Raw genomic sequence first — 14,854 nt, 5'->3', positions numbered from 1 at the left:
TGGCGAAATACGCTAAACTGTTTTGCGATAATGGTTGTGGCGCTGTTCAAGTGCTTATTTAGTTATGGAGGTATCAGCAAATGGCAACAATTTTTCCCATCGAAGAAATTTTATCCGGTTGCGGAAAGTGTCACGCTGAACTGGGTTTTGAGTTTACGTTTGCGTTCCAACCTATCGTGAATTTTAAATCGCAGACAATATTTGGTTATGAAGCGCTCGTTCGTGGGGCGGAAGGTGAGTCGGCCTGGCGTATTTTGAGCCAAATTAATGACAAGAACCGTTATGCGTTTGACCAGGCTTGTCGTGTAAAGGCGATTCAATTAGCCAGTAAGTTAAAGCTTGATAGTATGTTGAGTATTAACTTTTTACCCAACGCGGTTTATGAGCCCGCACATTGCATTAAAAGTACCTTGCAGGCCGCCAAGCAGTTTGGTTTTCCGATTGAGCGCATCATGTTTGAGATAACGGAGTCTGAACAGGTGCAGGATGTCGCGCATTTAACCAAAATTTTTGACTACTATCAAAAGCAAGGATTTACAACCGCCTTGGATGATTTTGGCGCGGGTCACGCAGGTTTAAATACCTTGGCAAATTTTGTACCCAATATTATGAAAATTGATATGGAATTAGTGCGTGATGTTGATAGCCATAAAACCAAACAAATCATTGTTAAAAGTTTGGTAGATCTGTGTAAACAGTTAGGTGTAACAGTTTTGGCCGAAGGGCTAGAAACCCAAGCAGAAGTTGATTTTTTTAGTCACTTGGATGTCGAATTAATGCAGGGTTATTACTTTGCCAAACCCGGTTTTGAAAGTTTACCGAATTACGATTGGTAGGATTCAGATACAGGCACCAGGCCTGGTGGTGTGTAATTAATAAATAAAATTCATTTCCCCTCTTGAAACTGGTTTAACCAGCCCCATATTAGCCTTGTCTTTATAAAATTAATTTTTAATTGATGCTCAAGCTTGAGCATCAGTTTTAGTAAAAACCCTCTATCAAACTTGAGTTAGGAGAAAATCAATGAGCATTAAACCTTTGCATGATCGTGTTGTTGTGCGTCGTTTAGAAGAAGAAAAAGTATCAGCTGGCGGCATCGTGCTTCCAGATTCTGCCAAAGAAAAACCAGCTGAAGGCGAAGTGGTCGCAGTCGGCCCAGGTAAGGCTTCTGATAGCGGTACGGTTATTGCAATGTCTGTGAAAGCAGGCGACAAAGTATTGTTTGGCAAATACGCTGGCCAGGAAGTTAAGGTCGACGGTGAGGAGCTATTGGTTATGCGCGAAGACGACATTATTGCAGTTCATGCTTAAGTCGGTATCTTGTTAGACGAATAACGAAACGAATTAAATTGAGGAATAACGAAGATGTCAAAAGAAGTTAAGTTTGGAATTGAAGCCCGCGAACGAATGGTTGAAGGGATTAACATCCTAGCTAACGCAGTAAAAGTAACCCTAGGTCCTAAAGGGCGTAACGTCGTCATTGAAAAATCATTTGGTGCGCCGTCGGTAACTAAAGATGGTGTGTCGGTTGCGCGTGAAATTGAATTGGAAGACAAATTCCAGAACATGGGTGCGCAAATGGTTAAAGAAGTCGCTTCTAAAACCAATGATGTAGCCGGTGACGGTACAACCACTGCAACTGTTCTAGCGCAAGCGATCGTTCGCGAAGGCATGAAGTCTGTTGCGGCCGGTATGAACCCAATGGATCTTAACCGTGGTATTCACAAAGCGGTTGAATCCGTAGTGGCTGAAATTCAGAAAATGTCTAAGCCTTGTGAAACTTCAGCTGCGATTGCACAGGTTGGTACGATTTCAGCCAACTCCGACAGTACTGTTGGTAAGCTGATTGCCGATGCGATGGAACGTGTAGGTAAAGAAGGCGTGATCACTGTTGAAGAAGGGTCTTCTTTGCATGATGAGCTTGAAGTCGTAGAAGGTATGGAATTTGACCGTGGTTACCTATCACCTTATTTCGCAACTAACCAAGAAAAAATGGTTGCTGAAATGGAAAACCCATACATCTTGTTAACCGACAAGAAAGTATCGAATATCCGTGAATTGTTACCAACTTTAGAAGCGGTTTCTAAATCAGGTCGTCCTTTATTGATTATTGCCGAAGACGTTGAAGGTGAAGCACTAGCCACCTTGGTTATCAATAATATGCGTGGCATCGTTAAGGTGGCCGCGGTTAAAGCACCTGGTTTTGGTGAGCGTCGTAAAGCCATGTTACAAGACATTGCCGTATTAACCGGCGCAACGGTTATTTCTGAAGAAGTGGGAATGACATTAGAAGGCGCGACATTAGACGATCTAGGTCAAGCGAAAAACGTGAATGTTGCAAAAGACTCAACCACTGTGATTGATGGTGTGGGCTCTAAAGCTGACATCGAAGCTCGTTGTGCACAGATCCAGTCACAATTAGCAAATACCACGTCTGATTATGACAAAGAGAAGTTGCAAGAGCGTTTGGCGAAACTTTCTGGTGGTGTGGCGGTTATCAAGCTTGGCGCCGCAACTGAAATGGAAATGAAAGAGAAAAAAGACCGTGTTGACGATGCGCTTCACGCAACCCGTGCCGCGGTACAAGAAGGTATCGTACCTGGCGGTGGCGTAGCCTTGGTTCGTGCTAAAGCAAATGTTAAAGTGAAAGGCGATAACCACGATCAAGACGTAGGTGTACAGATTGCTTTACGTTCAATGGAAGAGCCTATGCGTCAAATCGTACAGAACTGTGGTTTAGAAGGTTCTGTGGTTGTGAATAAGGTCATGGAAGGCAAAGGTAACTTTGGTTTCAATGCGTCAACTGAAGAGTATGGCGATATGATTGAAATGGGGATTATTGACCCGGCTAAAGTAACGCGTACAGCGCTACAAAATGCCGCTTCCATCGCCGGCTTAATCATCACCACCGAAGCCATGATCGCGGATCTTCCAAAGAAAGATGGCGGCTCAGCTCCTGATATGGGCGGCATGGGTGGAATGGGCGGCATGATGTAATCTAATTTAGATTAGATCAACGTTCATTACGTTTAAATAAAAGCCCCGGTTAACGCTGTTAGCCGGGGCTTTTTTGTATCTAAATATTAGATTCACTTTAAAAATTAGCGCTTTTCTAGTTCCTCTATTGCAACCTCAAGACGGCTGTTCAATAGATGACCAAAAAAATCATAAGCACCACTGTTCATAATAGGGCGCGCCAATTGGTTACCTTCGCCATCTAAAAACAACAAACTTGGTAGTTCAACGATATTGTGGAAAAGGGCAAATTCTTCAGGGCTCGTGGTTTGATTGTAAAAATCAGTTAAAGCGTCTGGGCTATCAATAAAAACCTCAATAAAGCGAGTGCCGGCAGGGTAATGTTCAAATCGAATAATGGCATTTAATGCGCGTTCTTTAAGTTTTTCGCAGGGCAGACAATAGCTCGCATTAAAAAACACCACAATAGGTTTATTGTCTTGCAAAGCTTGTTGACCAACTTGATAAAGATTATGTTTGACCTGCATGCTGGACTCGGCAAGCACCAGGCCTGGTAGTAAGGTCAGAAATATCAGTGCAAGTTTTTTCATGCAGGTTCCCTTTTTATTTAGTTGGTTTCTTATTCTAAGCAAATACGTGAATCTAGTGTGAAATTTAATGCAACGGCGCTGGGTTTCGATAAAATAGAACTATTATCTTGGTTGAAAACAGAGGAGCCGGTTATGAAAAAGATTCAAGTAGGAATTGTGGGTGGCACGGGTTATACCGGTGTTGAATTATTGCGTTTGTTGGCGAATCACCCGCATGCCGAAGTAAAGGTTATTACCTCTCGATCAGAAGCTGGCATGAAAGTCGCCGAGATGTTTCCAAACTTACGCGGTCATTATGATTTGGCGTTTTCAGAACCTGATATGTCGACTTTAACGTCTTGTGACTTGGTGTTTTTTGCCACGCCGCATGGTGTGGCAATGAGTTTAACGCCTGAATTGGTTCAAGCCGGTGTGCGCGTAATAGATTTGGCGGCCGACTTTCGTTTGAATGATTTGCAGGTTTGGGAGAACTGGTACGGCATGGCGCATACCTGTCCTGAAATTATGGATGAAGTGGTTTATGGCTTGCCCGAGTTTAACCGTGAAAAAATTAAAACCGCAAAAGTTATCGCCAACCCTGGCTGTTACCCAACGGCCGTTCAGCTAGGTTTTCAGCCTTTACTAAAAGCTGGCCTGGTGGATATTGATCACTTAATCGCAGATGGTAAATCGGGTGTTAGTGGTGCCGGTCGTGGTGCAAAAGTAGGCTCGTTAAGTGCCGAAACTAGCGAAGGCTTTAAGGCCTATGGAATAAACGGTCATCGTCATTTACCTGAGATTGCTGAAGGCCTGAATCATATGGCGGGTTCACGTGTTAACCTCACCTTTGTGCCACATTTGGTGCCGATGATTCGTGGCATAGAGGCCACCTTATATGGCAAGCTGAATCAAGATTGGTCACAAGAGCAGCTGCAAGAATTGTTTGAAAAGCATTATGCACAAGAACCATTTGTTGATGTCATGCCGGCTGGTAGCTTGCCGGATACACGTATGGTTAAAGGGTCTAATATGTGCCGGATGGCGGTTTATCGGCCAGCAGGCGGTGATGTAGTGGTCGTAACTTCGGTGATCGACAACCTTGTCAAAGGCGCATCGGGTCAGGCGGTACAAAATATGAACCTAATGTTTGGTTTAGAAGAAACCTGTGGCTTAGAGCAAGTCGCGTTAATGCCTTAGTTCGAGTTCGCAGCCAATAGGCTTTTGGTTTATAATGATCTATCCAGTTGATAAAGTTGAGTGACCTATTTGGGTGCTGATTTATCGACACGGCAGCATAAATTGAGGAGACGACCATGTCTGAGATGCCAACCCCAGTAAAATTTACTGAACAAGCCGCTGCAAAAGTAAGTGGTTTAATCGCCGATGAAGGAAATCCAGATCTAAAGCTGCGCGTATATATTAGCGGCGGTGGCTGTTCCGGTTTTCAGTATGGCTTCACATTTGATGAAGAGCAGGCTGAAGACGACACATCCGTTGAGCGTGATGGCGTGACTTTATTAATTGACCCAATGAGTTTTCAATATCTTGTCGGTGCAAAAATTGATTATTTAGAAGACTTGCAAGGTGCGCGTTTTGTAATAGAAAACCCCAACGCCACCACAACTTGCGGTTGTGGCTCGTCTTTTAGTGTGTAAGTGTTAAGGAAGTAAGCATGCAATATATTCCAGGATTGGCGGGCGTTCCGGCCACCGAATCGAAAATTTCATTTATCGATGGGCAAAAGGGACTGCTCACTTATCGTGGGTATGACATTATGGAATTAGCTGAGCAGTCGTCGTTTGAAGAAACTACGCTGCTTTTATTGTTTGGTGAATTACCCACCGCCAGTGAATTGGCGGACTTTGACGATCAGTTGCGTAATCATCGCCGTGTTAAATACAACATTCGCGAGATTATGAAAAACTTGCCGGAAACCACCCATCCCATGCACATGCTGCAAGTGGTGGTCGCTAGTTTAGCGAGTTTTTACCCCAGTACCGAGTACATGAAAGGCGGCACTGAGAACCAAGATTACATCAACGATGTAACCGTAAAAATCATTGCTCACATGGCGACTTTGGTGGCCCAGTGGGAACATATGCGCAACGGCTATGATCCAATTGAACCGCGTAAAGATTTAACCTACGCCGAAAACTTTTTATACATGGTGACGGGTGAAGAACCGGATCCAGATTGGGCACGTTTACTTGATGCTTGTTTGATTTTGCATGCTGAACACACCATTAATGCCTCAACTTTTACTACGATGGTAACGGGTTCAACCTTAGCTAATCCATGTTCTGTTATCTCATCAGCGATAGCATCCTTGTCTGGGCCGTTGCATGGTGGCGCCAACCAAATGGTGATCGAAATGCTTGAGAAAATAGGCCAGCCAGAAAATGCGCGGGCTTATATTGAAGATCGTCTGGCGAAAAAGAAAGTTATTTGGGGTATGGGGCATCGTGAGTATAAAACGAAAGACCCGCGCGCTACCATCTTGCAGCGCTTATCAGAAAAATTGTTGCAAAAGAAAAATCAAAGCGGCGAGTTAAGCTTGATGTTTCAAACGGCACTTGAAGTTGAAAAAGTCTGCGAAGAACATTTAGGTCATAAAGGCGTGTACCCGAATGTCGATTTTTATTCAGGTATTCTTTATAAAGAAATGGGTTTTGATCCTAAGATGTTCACCTCCATCTTTGCGGTCGCACGATCTGCTGGTTGGATGGCACATTGGCGCGAGCAGTTACAGAACAACAAAATTTTCCGTCCAACTCAGGTCTATACCGGTGCGGGTAATTCATGTTACCTCGCTGTTGATCAGCGAGGAGAGGGTATTAGCGCGATGTTGAAAGATCCTTCTGCGGTGAGTGATCGATAACAACGGCGGAGCAATAGGGTTGCGTTTATTACCCAATTCTATTTCACGCCCTAAGAATGCATTTAAATACAGTCTGAATGCATATATAAGTTGAAACCTAGTTACATCTTCTTTATAATCTCCGTTCTTATTAATCCTTCCCCCTCTTATTGCCCGTTAAACAGTAAGGATGCGGAGTTGATCTGAATAAGATTGAGTTTGCAGTTTAGGATTATTTACTAGATTAGGATTTTAGAAATGGGAACATTTGTAGCAAAGCCAGCAGAAGTAAAACGCGACTGGTTCATTGTGGATGCTGAAGGCAAAACACTAGGTCGTTTAGCAGCTGAAGTAGCTTTACGTCTGCGCGGCAAGCATAAGCCTGAGTACACTCCCCACGTTGATTGTGGTGATTATATTGTGATCGTTAACGCAGAAAAAATCGGTGTAACCGGTAATAAGCGTTCGAACAAAATGTACCACCGTTATACTGGTTATATTGGTAACTTAAAGACCGTTTCATTTGAGAAAATGATTGAGTCTAAGCCTGAGCGCGTGCTTGAATTAGCCGTAAAAGGTATGTTGCCACGTGGTCCGTTGGGTCGCGATATGTATCGTAAGCTTAAAGTGTATGCCGGTACTGAGCATCCACATACTGCACAACAACCACAACCACTAGAGCTGTAAGGGGAATTTCATGGCAGCAGAACAATATTACGGAACAGGTCGTCGTAAAAGCTCAGTCGCTCGTGTATTCTTACGCGCTGGCTCTGGCAAGATGATGGTTAACGGTCGCGAAATGAATCAATATTTCGCTCGTGAAACAGATTTGATGGTGATTAATCAGCCATTACAAGCAACACAAAGCGAAGGTAAGTTTGACGCGTACATCACTGTAGTTGGTGGTGGTACAACGGGTCAAGCTGGTGCAATCCGTCATGGTTTGTCACGCGCGTTGGTCGCTTATGAAGAAGGTAACCGTTCAGCACTACGTACACGTGATCTATTGACACGTGATGCGCGTAAAGTTGAACGTAAAAAAGTCGGCTTACGCAAAGCGCGTCGTCGTCCACAGTTCTCGAAGCGTTAATCACGTATTCGGACTCTGTACAAAAAACCCGCTTCGGCGGGTTTTTTGCTTTCTGGGAATCGTTAGTGCTCGTCGACTTCTATATTTCCTCAGTTATTGACACGGATTTGTTTTAAACCTTTTGTAACCTTGCTAGAATGTCGCAAGTAATCGCTCAATGGGATGCAGCATGAAGAAGTTTAATTTACGAAATGAGTTGTTGTTGCAGTTGGTAGAGAATGCGCAAGATGGCATTGTACTGGCTGAGAAAGAAGGTGAAGATACCATTTTGGTTTATGTGAACCCGGCATTTGAAAGGTTAACAGGTTATTCTTCGGAAGATATTTTGTATCAAGATTGTCGTTTTTTGCAAGGTGACGATACCGATCAGGCTGCAGTGCAAAGTATACGTGAAGCGATTGAGCAAACTCAACCTAGTAGAACCGTTTTGAAAAACTATCGCAAAGACGGCTCAGCTTTTTGGAATGAATTAAGCGTGACGCCTTTTTATGATGAACTAGATAAGATTACTTATTACATCGGAATTCAAAAAGATGTAACCGCACAAGTGGAATTAGCCTTGGACTTAAAAGCGGCGAAGGCCGAAATTGCGCAACTTAAAGCGCGATAGTTTAAGCGAGTCGCGAAAACCAATTTGGCCAGCCGCGTAATTCACAATTAACACTGGGTGGTTGCTGCTCTTCAATCTCGTCACTTCCCATCACCCAAGTGCGCATGCTAGCAAAGTGCTGAAACCAAACTTGCCATTCCATTGTAGACGTTGCATTTTTATCAATTAAAATCACACCATAAATGTTGAGTGGTTTGATCACTTCTTCCAGTTTTTCAAATGGAACTATCTCATCTAAACTAATTGGCTGATAACCTTGCTCGAAGCAAAATACGGCGACAAGTTTAGTAATCCAGTCATGACTTTTGCTGGCGGATTGAATAAAGATTCGCTTGCTTGGTTGATGGCTACGAACTTGAAAGTGGTGAAGCCGAACATGCAAGCGCTCTTGCAGTGCACCGTGCCAAATTTTAGTGGCAAGTGGGTTTGTTTTGTTAGCTTTAAAGCGGTTATCCAGTTCGACTAAGAGTTCGAGTAAAGGAGACAGGCTGTAATCGGCTAGTAAACGATCTAATACTCGCTGAATCTTACCGAGATTAAGTTGTTCAACCGCTTGCAAAGCCTTATCCAGTATCGCAAGTTGCTCCACTGGATCAGATAAGTCACTATGCGCTATATCTGGTGTGCTACTTTCAGATAAAACCGCTTTGACCCGGCTTACCGGAATACCTTCGTCCATTAATTTGAGCGCCTGATTTAAAAAATCAATATGTTCTTGTGTGTATAGACGATGGCCTGATTCAGTTCTGACGGGTTCGATCAGGTCGTAGCGTCTTTCCCAGGCGCGCAGTGTAATGGGCTTCACGCCAGTTAGACGGGAAACTTCTCGGATTGGATAGAGGGCGTTCTGATCAATTGAATTCATAATTTTGCCATCATACTCTATAAGGTTAATTTTGCAACTGTAATGCTTGCGTATAAGTTTTTTGAGCTTGCACTCGATCTAAGTGATCGTGGCGACTTCGCGCCAAATCAATTTTCGGAATTGGATAAATTTTTATTAAATCGAACCCCAACGAAAGTATCTTGTTTTGGTGTTGCCACGGCGCATGCACCCATTTTGCGGGTATTAGTTTAAGCTCAGGTAGCCAGTGTTTAATGTATTCAGCTTGTGGGTCAAAACGCTCACTTTGCACTACCGGGTTAAATAAACGGTAATAGGGAGCGGCATCTACACCACAGCCGGCGACCCATTGCCAGCCCATTGCATTGTTGGCCGGATCAGCATCGATTAGGGTGTTGGCAAACCAGGCCTGGCCTTCGCGCCAGCTTAAGTTGGCATTCTTGGTTAACCAGGATGCGACCAGCATACGAACTCGGTTGTGCATCCAGCCGGTTTGCCATAGCTCTCGCATTCCAGCATCAATAATCGGCACGCCAGTTTGTCCTTGTTGCCAATCCAGTAGGTTATCTTCGTCATCGTCCCACGGAAAATTTACAAATTTGGACTGAAAACTTTCGCGTTCTAGTAATGGATTAAAGTGCAACAAGTAACGTCCAAATTCACGCCAAGCGAGCTGGCGAATAAGGCTATCAATCGCATGAGTGTCGTAATCTGGGAGACGCTTTAAATGTTGTAGGTGATGTAGCAGTTCTCGAGTCGAAAGCTCACCAAATTGTAAGTGGACAGATAACTTGCTGGTAGCTGGCTCAGCAGGATAGTCACGTTGAGTGGGATAGTTGTTTAACGATCCATCACAAAAGCTTTTTACCCGACTCCAGGCCTGGTTCTCGCCAACTTGCCAATGCGATATCATGCGTTTCGCCCAAGGCGTTTGGCGGATTTTGTGTAACGAGCTGGGTAAATCAAGCCAAGTTGTTAAAGGCGATTTTTCTGGGTTAGATGGCTTTAAATCTTTGGGGGCTTCTAAGGGGTAAGCTACCTGGTTTAATAGCGTTAGTAGCTTTTTATAAAACGGCGTAAATACCGAATAATTTTGGCCTTTTTGCGTCAGAACTTGTTCAGCCGGATACCAGGCCTGGTCGAAAGGTTGCAGGCGGATTTGATATTGCTGGCAAATCTGCAAAACTAAGTTTTGTTGGCTTAAAAAAGGTTCACCTACTTCGTAGTGATATAACACCTCATCAATTTGATAATGTCGTAAAAGTTGATCAAAATTTTCACTGAAATCGCCTTCTAGCATTAATAACTCACCGCCTTTTAGGCGAAGCGTTTTTTGTAACTCAATTAAACTCTGAGCCAGCCAAGCATTATTTGCTTCGCCAATCGTCTGCGCGGGATCATGCAAGTAAGCGAACACCATTTTTTGATTGCGCTTTAGTGCGTGCATTAGCGGAGCATGGTCGCTAAGACGTAAGTCGCGCTGAAACCAGACTAAGCTAGTCATGACGTTTCGCCCTGGGCTGTTAAATGGCCCAAAAGTTGGCTTTTGAGTTTATCTGACAAAGGCTCATCGCCTATCCAAATGCCAAAATATACCGCTTTAAACCCGGGGGTGTTGATGCGAACCAGTTCTTGGCCGTTGAGTATTAAAGCGGTACCTAGCTCTGGCGTATGCTCTAGTAGATAACAGTCGTTTTTATTGACGGGTAGATAAGCCGCATGTAAACGCGCCACGGCTTGCTGATGTTCCGCAGTTAGCTGATCTGGTAGGGCATGATTTGCGCCATCTACAAAGTTATTTACGCTTAAGCTGCGGGCGTAGCAGAGTTCAAGTTGTGCTGGTACTTGGTCGGCGAGCACGTCTTTGGACTGAACGCTACTGGGCAACTTTAACTTTGCATCGTAAAGCTTAATAAAGCCCCAGCGCGCCGTGGCTTCGCCAATCGTTATTAACGATTGGGCTTGAGCCGTGAGGGCGAATAACAAGGTGGCGACCATTAAAAAACTACGTTTCATGGTGCTTTATCCGGTTTTTGGAAGAATAGAGTGACTTCACCCACGCGGAATCCCCACTTGGTAACTTCGGCACGGTTGAGCATGACTTGGTCGGTTTGTAAAAACATCCAGTCATCAAACTTTACGTGAATACTCGAGTTTTTATAGGGCAGGTCAAGCGTATAGCGCCAGTTGAAAACCGAGCCGGAAGCCTGACCAAACGCTTTACCAATCACATCGCCAGCGGTACCTTCATATTGATTATGGCCGATTTTTTTAATCGTCCAAATACGTTGTTCGGTTTCACCGTCGTCGTAGACAAACTGTTCATCTAACACTAAGGTGTCGCCTTCAACTGTACCTTGTATATCAACCTTAAAGCGCCGTTGTAATTCACCAGAACGTGACTGAAACTGTCCCCAAGCCAAGGTTTGACCTTCGAAATACTCAAATAAGTCCAGTTTAGGTTCGGTGTGTTCGTATTGGTTTGGGCTCATACTGCTACATCCTGTTAGTAAGCTAAAACTTAAAGCGAAGGTTAAAAGAATTTTGCTTGTCATAATTGATGCTCCAAAGTGATTTGAACCACATCGGTTCGTTGGGTTTCAAAACCAACTCGGCAGTAATCCAAGTAGTAATGCCAGATGCGTTGAAAACGCGCGTCATAACCGAGTTTTTCAAGCGCAGGACGCTGTTGATCAAAACGTTGACGCCAGTGTAATAGGGTGTCGGCATAATCCTGGCCAAACGACAGTTCATTGGTCACACTAAAACCATGGGCGTGCGCTAACCCATTTAATTGAGTTTTTGAAGGTAATAAACCGCCCGGGAAAATATAGGTTTGAATGAAGTCGACTCCGTTTTGATATGAGTCGGCATAGTCTTCATCAATGGTAATAATCTGTAATACCGCTTTGCCACCGGGTTTTAGACAGCGTTTGAGTTGTTCAAAGTAGTCGTTCCAATATTCTTTGCCGACCGCTTCAAACATTTCGATACTGACGATATGATCGAACTGGCCGTCTTGATGCCGGTAGTCCGTCAGGCTTAAGCAGGCTTGGTGGTCAAGCCCTGCTTCACGTAGGCGACGTTTGGCAAATTCAAGCTGCTCGCGTGACAAGGTAATGCCTGATAATTTTGCACCTTGGCGAGCCGCTTGTTCGGCAAAACCGCCCCAGCCACAGCCAATTTCTAAAATATGCTCTCCTTCTTCAAAACCTAGCTCGTGCAAAATGCGCTGATATTTGCCCACTTGCGCTTCCGCCAAGTCTTGATCTGGTGACATAAATAAGGCACTCGAATAACTCATCGTGGGGTCCAGCCAGAGTTGGTAAAAATCGTTGCCAAGATCGTAATGAGCGGAAATATTTTCGCGACTGTTTTCAATCGAATTATGATTGGCTTGGTGGCGTTTTAACATGCGTTTATAAAACCAACTGTGGCCTTTTAAAGCACGTGATAGCGCGACTTCGTTATCCACACCCAGTTGCAGTAAAGCATGTAAATTTGAGGTTTCAATCAAACCCTCAGCATAAGCTTTGGCAAAACCGAGTTCGCCTTGGGTGAGTAACAGCCAAATAAACTTTAAAGGTTTAAATAAAACGAGGTCAGCATGCACACCGGAGTGTTCGCCATTAAAACGGTGTTGGTGTTCACCAATTTTGACGGTTAGTGAGCCTACATCCAGTTGATCAAAAGGCAGTTTTTTTAATAAAAACGCACCGTAGAAAGGAGCGCGTTTAGCCGGCATCGGGTTAGATTGAGTTTTGCTTAACATAAGAACATCTCCGAATGACTGTATTGAACGGACTGTAAGTGTTTGGGTGTGCGGTGAAATTTTCCGCCTTTTAACCAAATTTTAAGCGCCCACCAGTGAATTAAACCGATGACCTTGAGCATACGAAGCGGAGCCAAGCCAGCTAACTTGAGCAGATTAGTATCGTTTAGGGCACGATAGGTTCCGGTTTGGCTCGCAAAGAAAAAGGCCTCGCCATCGCGAGTTTCACGAATATAGGTATAAACCTGCTCGGTCGGCGGACGTAAACGAAAGTGATAGCGTGCTTGCATGTCGATAAAGGGTGAAACATGAAATACCTTATCGGCTTGGGATTTGATATGGCTAGGCGCAGAATTGTTAGAGCTTTGTGGATTGAGTTTAAGTAAGTAATGATGCCATTGGCCAAACGTATTGCTGACTTCGGCAATCACGGCGATGAGTTGCTCTTGCTTATTGTAGGCATACCACATTGCCAAAGGGTTAAAGGCATAACCTAGAATACGCGGGTAACAAAGTAGTTCGACACGAGCTGGGCGGGGTAGATTGTATTCAGCAAAAAAACCGTCAATCCACTCACGCCAAGAGGTTCCGTCACGCGCACCGTGGTCACGCTCATTTAAACTTACTAGGTTGAAGCGGTTAAAGCTCAACCAACGTAATTTGGCTGATTCTTGTTGAATTTGATCTACGTCGACTTTGATGCTGGTGGTGGCATATTGAAAATCATACCCCACTGGTTGCATGCGTTTGTGCATCACTTGGCCAACATACAGGTTCGAGGCCATCTTAAGACTCCCAAGGCAAATTAATCTGCCAGCGTTGTGCGAGTTCGGCCGAGCTGGCTAGGCCGTCTTCATGAAAACCGTAACCGCAATAAGCGCCCACAAACCAACAGTTTTTGTAGCCTTGTAAATTCCCGAGTTCGGTTTGGGCTTGCATGGCCGCTCGGTCAAATACTGGATGTTCGTATTCAATTTTTTGAATCACACATTCGGCTTTCGGCTCAACAATCGGGTTGAGTGTGACAAATACATCGGTTTGAATGCCCAGCGGTTGCAATTTGTTCATCCAATAGCTCACCGCGACCGCTTGTTTAGCTTGGCGGTCTTGGCCACTTAAATAGTTCCACGAGGCCCAGGCCGAACGAGTATGTGGCATTTGCTCAACATCGGTATGCAACCAGGCCTGGTTAGGCTGGTATTGAAAATTTTTTAACAGATCAAAACCCTGGTCTTTTAATAAGGCGTAAGACTGATCGGCATGACAAGCAAATACAACTTGATCAAATTGGTGAGATTCGCCATCAGCACTCACAATCCGGACGCCTTGTTTGCTGGATGAGGTAAACACGTTGGTGATGCCGTGGTGATACACCTCAAATTGCTTGAGCGCCAAGATTTTATTTAAATATTGATGAGCCCCATTTTTTACAGTACGCCACTGCGGGCGATCATTTACGTTTAACAAACCGTGATTGGCGAAAAACTGTAAAAAGCTTTGCGCCGGAAATTGCAACATAGTGTCCGTCGGGCAAGACCAAATGGCCGCCGCCATGGGCAGCAAGTAATCGCGCTGCATGGTTTCATTAAAATGGTTGTTGGTTAAATATTCTCCTAAACTTAACTGCGGGTTGAGGCCGCGGGTTAAATCGATTTTCGCTAACTTATTAAAACGCAGAATATCTTTAATCATGCGCCAATGGCGAAGAGAAAGCAGGTTTTTACGTTGGGCAAATAAGGTGTTTAAATTGTTACCGGCATATTCCAAACGACCTTGATCAATTGATACGGCAAAACTCATGTCGGTTGGGTGTGTATCGACATCTAAATGTTTAAACATCGCCTTAAGTAGTGGGTAATTAGGTTCATTGTAGACAATAAACCCTGTATCGACGGTGGTCGCCTCGCCGTTAACTTCAGTTTCGATTGAATTTGTGTGGCCGCCGAGCTTGGTATTTTTTTCAAACAAAGTTACCTGGTGGCGTTGGCTTAAAAACCAAGCCGCACTCATGCCGCTGATGCCGCTGCCAATCACGGCCACTTTGTATTTTTTATCCTGCTCAAACATTTGCTTTATCCGTGGTTAGTTTGTTATATTATATTTATACATAAATTATACATCAGTACAAGGGGGTAA

The 14,854-nt window shown here is 44.3% G+C and carries 17 protein-coding genes; 9 read left to right on the top strand and 8 right to left on the bottom strand.

Going from position 1 to position 14,854, the window contains the following annotated elements; all coding sequences use genetic code 11:
• The first annotated feature begins 80 nt into the window (after positions 1-80).
• The 3 genes from N746_RS0109330 to groL all read left to right on the top strand — a co-directional run bounded on the left by N746_RS0109330 (position 81) and on the right by groL (position 2,997).
• Positions 81-836 (top strand): EAL domain-containing protein, encoded by a 756-nt coding sequence (locus tag N746_RS0109330; protein WP_029936000.1) that lies wholly within the window; start codon positions 81-83, stop codon positions 834-836.
• 187 nt (positions 837-1,023) lie between these two features.
• Positions 1,024-1,311, top strand: a complete 288-nt coding sequence (gene groES, locus N746_RS0109325) for a co-chaperone GroES (protein WP_029935998.1) — start codon at positions 1,024-1,026, stop codon at positions 1,309-1,311.
• 54 nt (positions 1,312-1,365) lie between these two features.
• A complete protein-coding gene (groL, locus tag N746_RS0109320; RefSeq protein ID WP_029935997.1) occupies positions 1,366-2,997 on the top strand; it encodes a chaperonin GroEL in 1,632 nt (543 codons plus the stop codon).
• 104 nt (positions 2,998-3,101) lie between these two features.
• Here the strand turns inward: groL and N746_RS0109315 are convergent, their stop codons facing one another.
• Positions 3,102-3,566 carry a thioredoxin family protein gene (locus N746_RS0109315; RefSeq protein ID WP_029935995.1) on the bottom strand — a complete coding sequence of 155 codons (465 nt, stop codon included), beginning with the start codon at positions 3,564-3,566 and terminating at the stop codon, positions 3,102-3,104.
• 132 nt (positions 3,567-3,698) lie between these two features.
• Here N746_RS0109315 and argC point away from each other — a divergent pair, with 132 nt between their 5' ends.
• The 6 genes from argC to N746_RS0109285 all read left to right on the top strand — a co-directional run bounded on the left by argC (position 3,699) and on the right by N746_RS0109285 (position 8,102).
• Positions 3,699-4,742 (top strand): N-acetyl-gamma-glutamyl-phosphate reductase, encoded by a 1,044-nt coding sequence (argC, locus tag N746_RS0109310; RefSeq protein WP_029935993.1) that lies wholly within the window; start codon positions 3,699-3,701, stop codon positions 4,740-4,742.
• A gap of 116 nt (positions 4,743-4,858) precedes the next feature.
• The gene (gene erpA / locus N746_RS0109305; protein ID WP_029935992.1) at positions 4,859-5,200 is read left to right on the top strand and encodes an iron-sulfur cluster insertion protein ErpA; all 342 of its coding nucleotides are present in this window, start codon (positions 4,859-4,861) and stop codon (positions 5,198-5,200) included.
• 17 nt (positions 5,201-5,217) lie between these two features.
• Positions 5,218-6,423 carry a citrate synthase gene (locus N746_RS0109300; RefSeq protein ID WP_029935991.1) on the top strand — a complete coding sequence of 402 codons (1,206 nt, stop codon included), beginning with the start codon at positions 5,218-5,220 and terminating at the stop codon, positions 6,421-6,423.
• 237 nt (positions 6,424-6,660) lie between these two features.
• Positions 6,661-7,089 carry a 50S ribosomal protein L13 gene (gene rplM / locus N746_RS0109295; protein WP_029935990.1) on the top strand — a complete coding sequence of 143 codons (429 nt, stop codon included), beginning with the start codon at positions 6,661-6,663 and terminating at the stop codon, positions 7,087-7,089.
• 10 nt (positions 7,090-7,099) lie between these two features.
• The gene (rpsI, locus tag N746_RS0109290) at positions 7,100-7,492 is read left to right on the top strand and encodes a 30S ribosomal protein S9 (protein ID WP_029935989.1); all 393 of its coding nucleotides are present in this window, start codon (positions 7,100-7,102) and stop codon (positions 7,490-7,492) included.
• A gap of 169 nt (positions 7,493-7,661) precedes the next feature.
• On the top strand, positions 7,662-8,102 hold the full coding sequence (locus tag N746_RS0109285; RefSeq protein WP_029935988.1) for a PAS sensor domain-containing protein: 441 nt from the start codon (positions 7,662-7,664) through the stop codon (positions 8,100-8,102).
• Position 8,103: 1 nt separating this feature from the next.
• Here the strand turns inward: N746_RS0109285 and N746_RS10725 are convergent, their stop codons facing one another.
• The 7 genes from N746_RS10725 to N746_RS0109250 are packed head-to-tail and all read right to left on the bottom strand — an operon-like array spanning position 8,104 to position 14,785.
• The gene (locus N746_RS10725) at positions 8,104-8,967 is read right to left on the bottom strand and encodes a MerR family transcriptional regulator (RefSeq protein ID WP_051678615.1); all 864 of its coding nucleotides are present in this window, start codon (positions 8,965-8,967) and stop codon (positions 8,104-8,106) included.
• Between the two features lie 25 nt (positions 8,968-8,992).
• Positions 8,993-10,450, bottom strand: a complete 1,458-nt coding sequence (locus N746_RS0109275; protein WP_038125943.1) for a cryptochrome/photolyase family protein — start codon at positions 10,448-10,450, stop codon at positions 8,993-8,995.
• A complete protein-coding gene (locus N746_RS0109270; RefSeq protein WP_029935985.1) occupies positions 10,447-10,962 on the bottom strand; it encodes a chalcone isomerase family protein in 516 nt (171 codons plus the stop codon). Before N746_RS0109270 ends, N746_RS0109275 begins: the two co-directional genes overlap by 4 nt.
• Entirely contained in the window at positions 10,959-11,501 is a 543-nt protein-coding gene (locus N746_RS0109265) for a DUF3833 domain-containing protein (protein WP_029935984.1), read from the bottom strand. The genes N746_RS0109270 and N746_RS0109265 overlap by 4 nt, the downstream gene beginning before the upstream one ends.
• Positions 11,498-12,718, bottom strand: a complete 1,221-nt coding sequence (locus tag N746_RS0109260; protein WP_029935983.1) for an SAM-dependent methyltransferase — start codon at positions 12,716-12,718, stop codon at positions 11,498-11,500. Before N746_RS0109260 ends, N746_RS0109265 begins: the two co-directional genes overlap by 4 nt.
• Positions 12,712-13,503, bottom strand: coding sequence for a DUF1365 domain-containing protein (locus tag N746_RS0109255; protein ID WP_038125942.1), 792 nt, complete (start codon positions 13,501-13,503; stop codon positions 12,712-12,714). The genes N746_RS0109260 and N746_RS0109255 overlap by 7 nt, the downstream gene beginning before the upstream one ends.
• A 1-nt stretch (position 13,504) precedes the next feature.
• Positions 13,505-14,785 (bottom strand): NAD(P)/FAD-dependent oxidoreductase, encoded by a 1,281-nt coding sequence (locus N746_RS0109250; RefSeq protein WP_029935981.1) that lies wholly within the window; start codon positions 14,783-14,785, stop codon positions 13,505-13,507.
• Positions 14,786-14,854 lie beyond the last annotated feature (69 nt).

The organism is Thiomicrospira pelophila DSM 1534 (genome assembly GCF_000711195.1).
Taxonomy (GTDB): domain Bacteria; phylum Pseudomonadota; class Gammaproteobacteria; order Thiomicrospirales; family Thiomicrospiraceae; genus Thiomicrospira; species Thiomicrospira pelophila.
The sequence above is the reverse complement of the archived record's forward strand: the minus strand, read 5'-3'. Positions and strand labels throughout refer to the sequence as shown.

Excerpts from the sequence above, each read along its gene's own strand:
- N746_RS0109330 (WP_029936000.1), top strand. The coding sequence starts at position 81 with ATGGCAACAATTTTTCCCATCGAAGAAATTTTATCCGGTTGCGGAAAG.
- groES (WP_029935998.1), top strand. The coding sequence starts at position 1,024 with ATGAGCATTAAACCTTTGCATGATCGTGTTGTTGTGCGTCGTTTAGAA.
- groL (WP_029935997.1), top strand. The coding sequence starts at position 1,366 with ATGTCAAAAGAAGTTAAGTTTGGAATTGAAGCCCGCGAACGAATGGTT.
- N746_RS0109315 (WP_029935995.1), bottom strand. The coding sequence starts at position 3,566 with ATGAAAAAACTTGCACTGATATTTCTGACCTTACTACCAGGCCTGGTG.
- argC (WP_029935993.1), top strand. The coding sequence starts at position 3,699 with ATGAAAAAGATTCAAGTAGGAATTGTGGGTGGCACGGGTTATACCGGT.
- erpA (WP_029935992.1), top strand. The coding sequence starts at position 4,859 with ATGTCTGAGATGCCAACCCCAGTAAAATTTACTGAACAAGCCGCTGCA.
- N746_RS0109300 (WP_029935991.1), top strand. The coding sequence starts at position 5,218 with ATGCAATATATTCCAGGATTGGCGGGCGTTCCGGCCACCGAATCGAAA.
- rplM (WP_029935990.1), top strand. The coding sequence starts at position 6,661 with ATGGGAACATTTGTAGCAAAGCCAGCAGAAGTAAAACGCGACTGGTTC.
- rpsI (WP_029935989.1), top strand. The coding sequence starts at position 7,100 with ATGGCAGCAGAACAATATTACGGAACAGGTCGTCGTAAAAGCTCAGTC.
- N746_RS0109285 (WP_029935988.1), top strand. The coding sequence starts at position 7,662 with ATGAAGAAGTTTAATTTACGAAATGAGTTGTTGTTGCAGTTGGTAGAG.
- N746_RS10725 (WP_051678615.1), bottom strand. The coding sequence starts at position 8,967 with ATGAATTCAATTGATCAGAACGCCCTCTATCCAATCCGAGAAGTTTCC.
- N746_RS0109275 (WP_038125943.1), bottom strand. The coding sequence starts at position 10,450 with ATGACTAGCTTAGTCTGGTTTCAGCGCGACTTACGTCTTAGCGACCAT.
- N746_RS0109270 (WP_029935985.1), bottom strand. The coding sequence starts at position 10,962 with ATGAAACGTAGTTTTTTAATGGTCGCCACCTTGTTATTCGCCCTCACG.
- N746_RS0109265 (WP_029935984.1), bottom strand. The coding sequence starts at position 11,501 with ATGACAAGCAAAATTCTTTTAACCTTCGCTTTAAGTTTTAGCTTACTA.
- N746_RS0109260 (WP_029935983.1), bottom strand. The coding sequence starts at position 12,718 with ATGTTAAGCAAAACTCAATCTAACCCGATGCCGGCTAAACGCGCTCCT.
- N746_RS0109255 (WP_038125942.1), bottom strand. The coding sequence starts at position 13,503 with ATGGCCTCGAACCTGTATGTTGGCCAAGTGATGCACAAACGCATGCAA.
- N746_RS0109250 (WP_029935981.1), bottom strand. The coding sequence starts at position 14,785 with ATGTTTGAGCAGGATAAAAAATACAAAGTGGCCGTGATTGGCAGCGGC.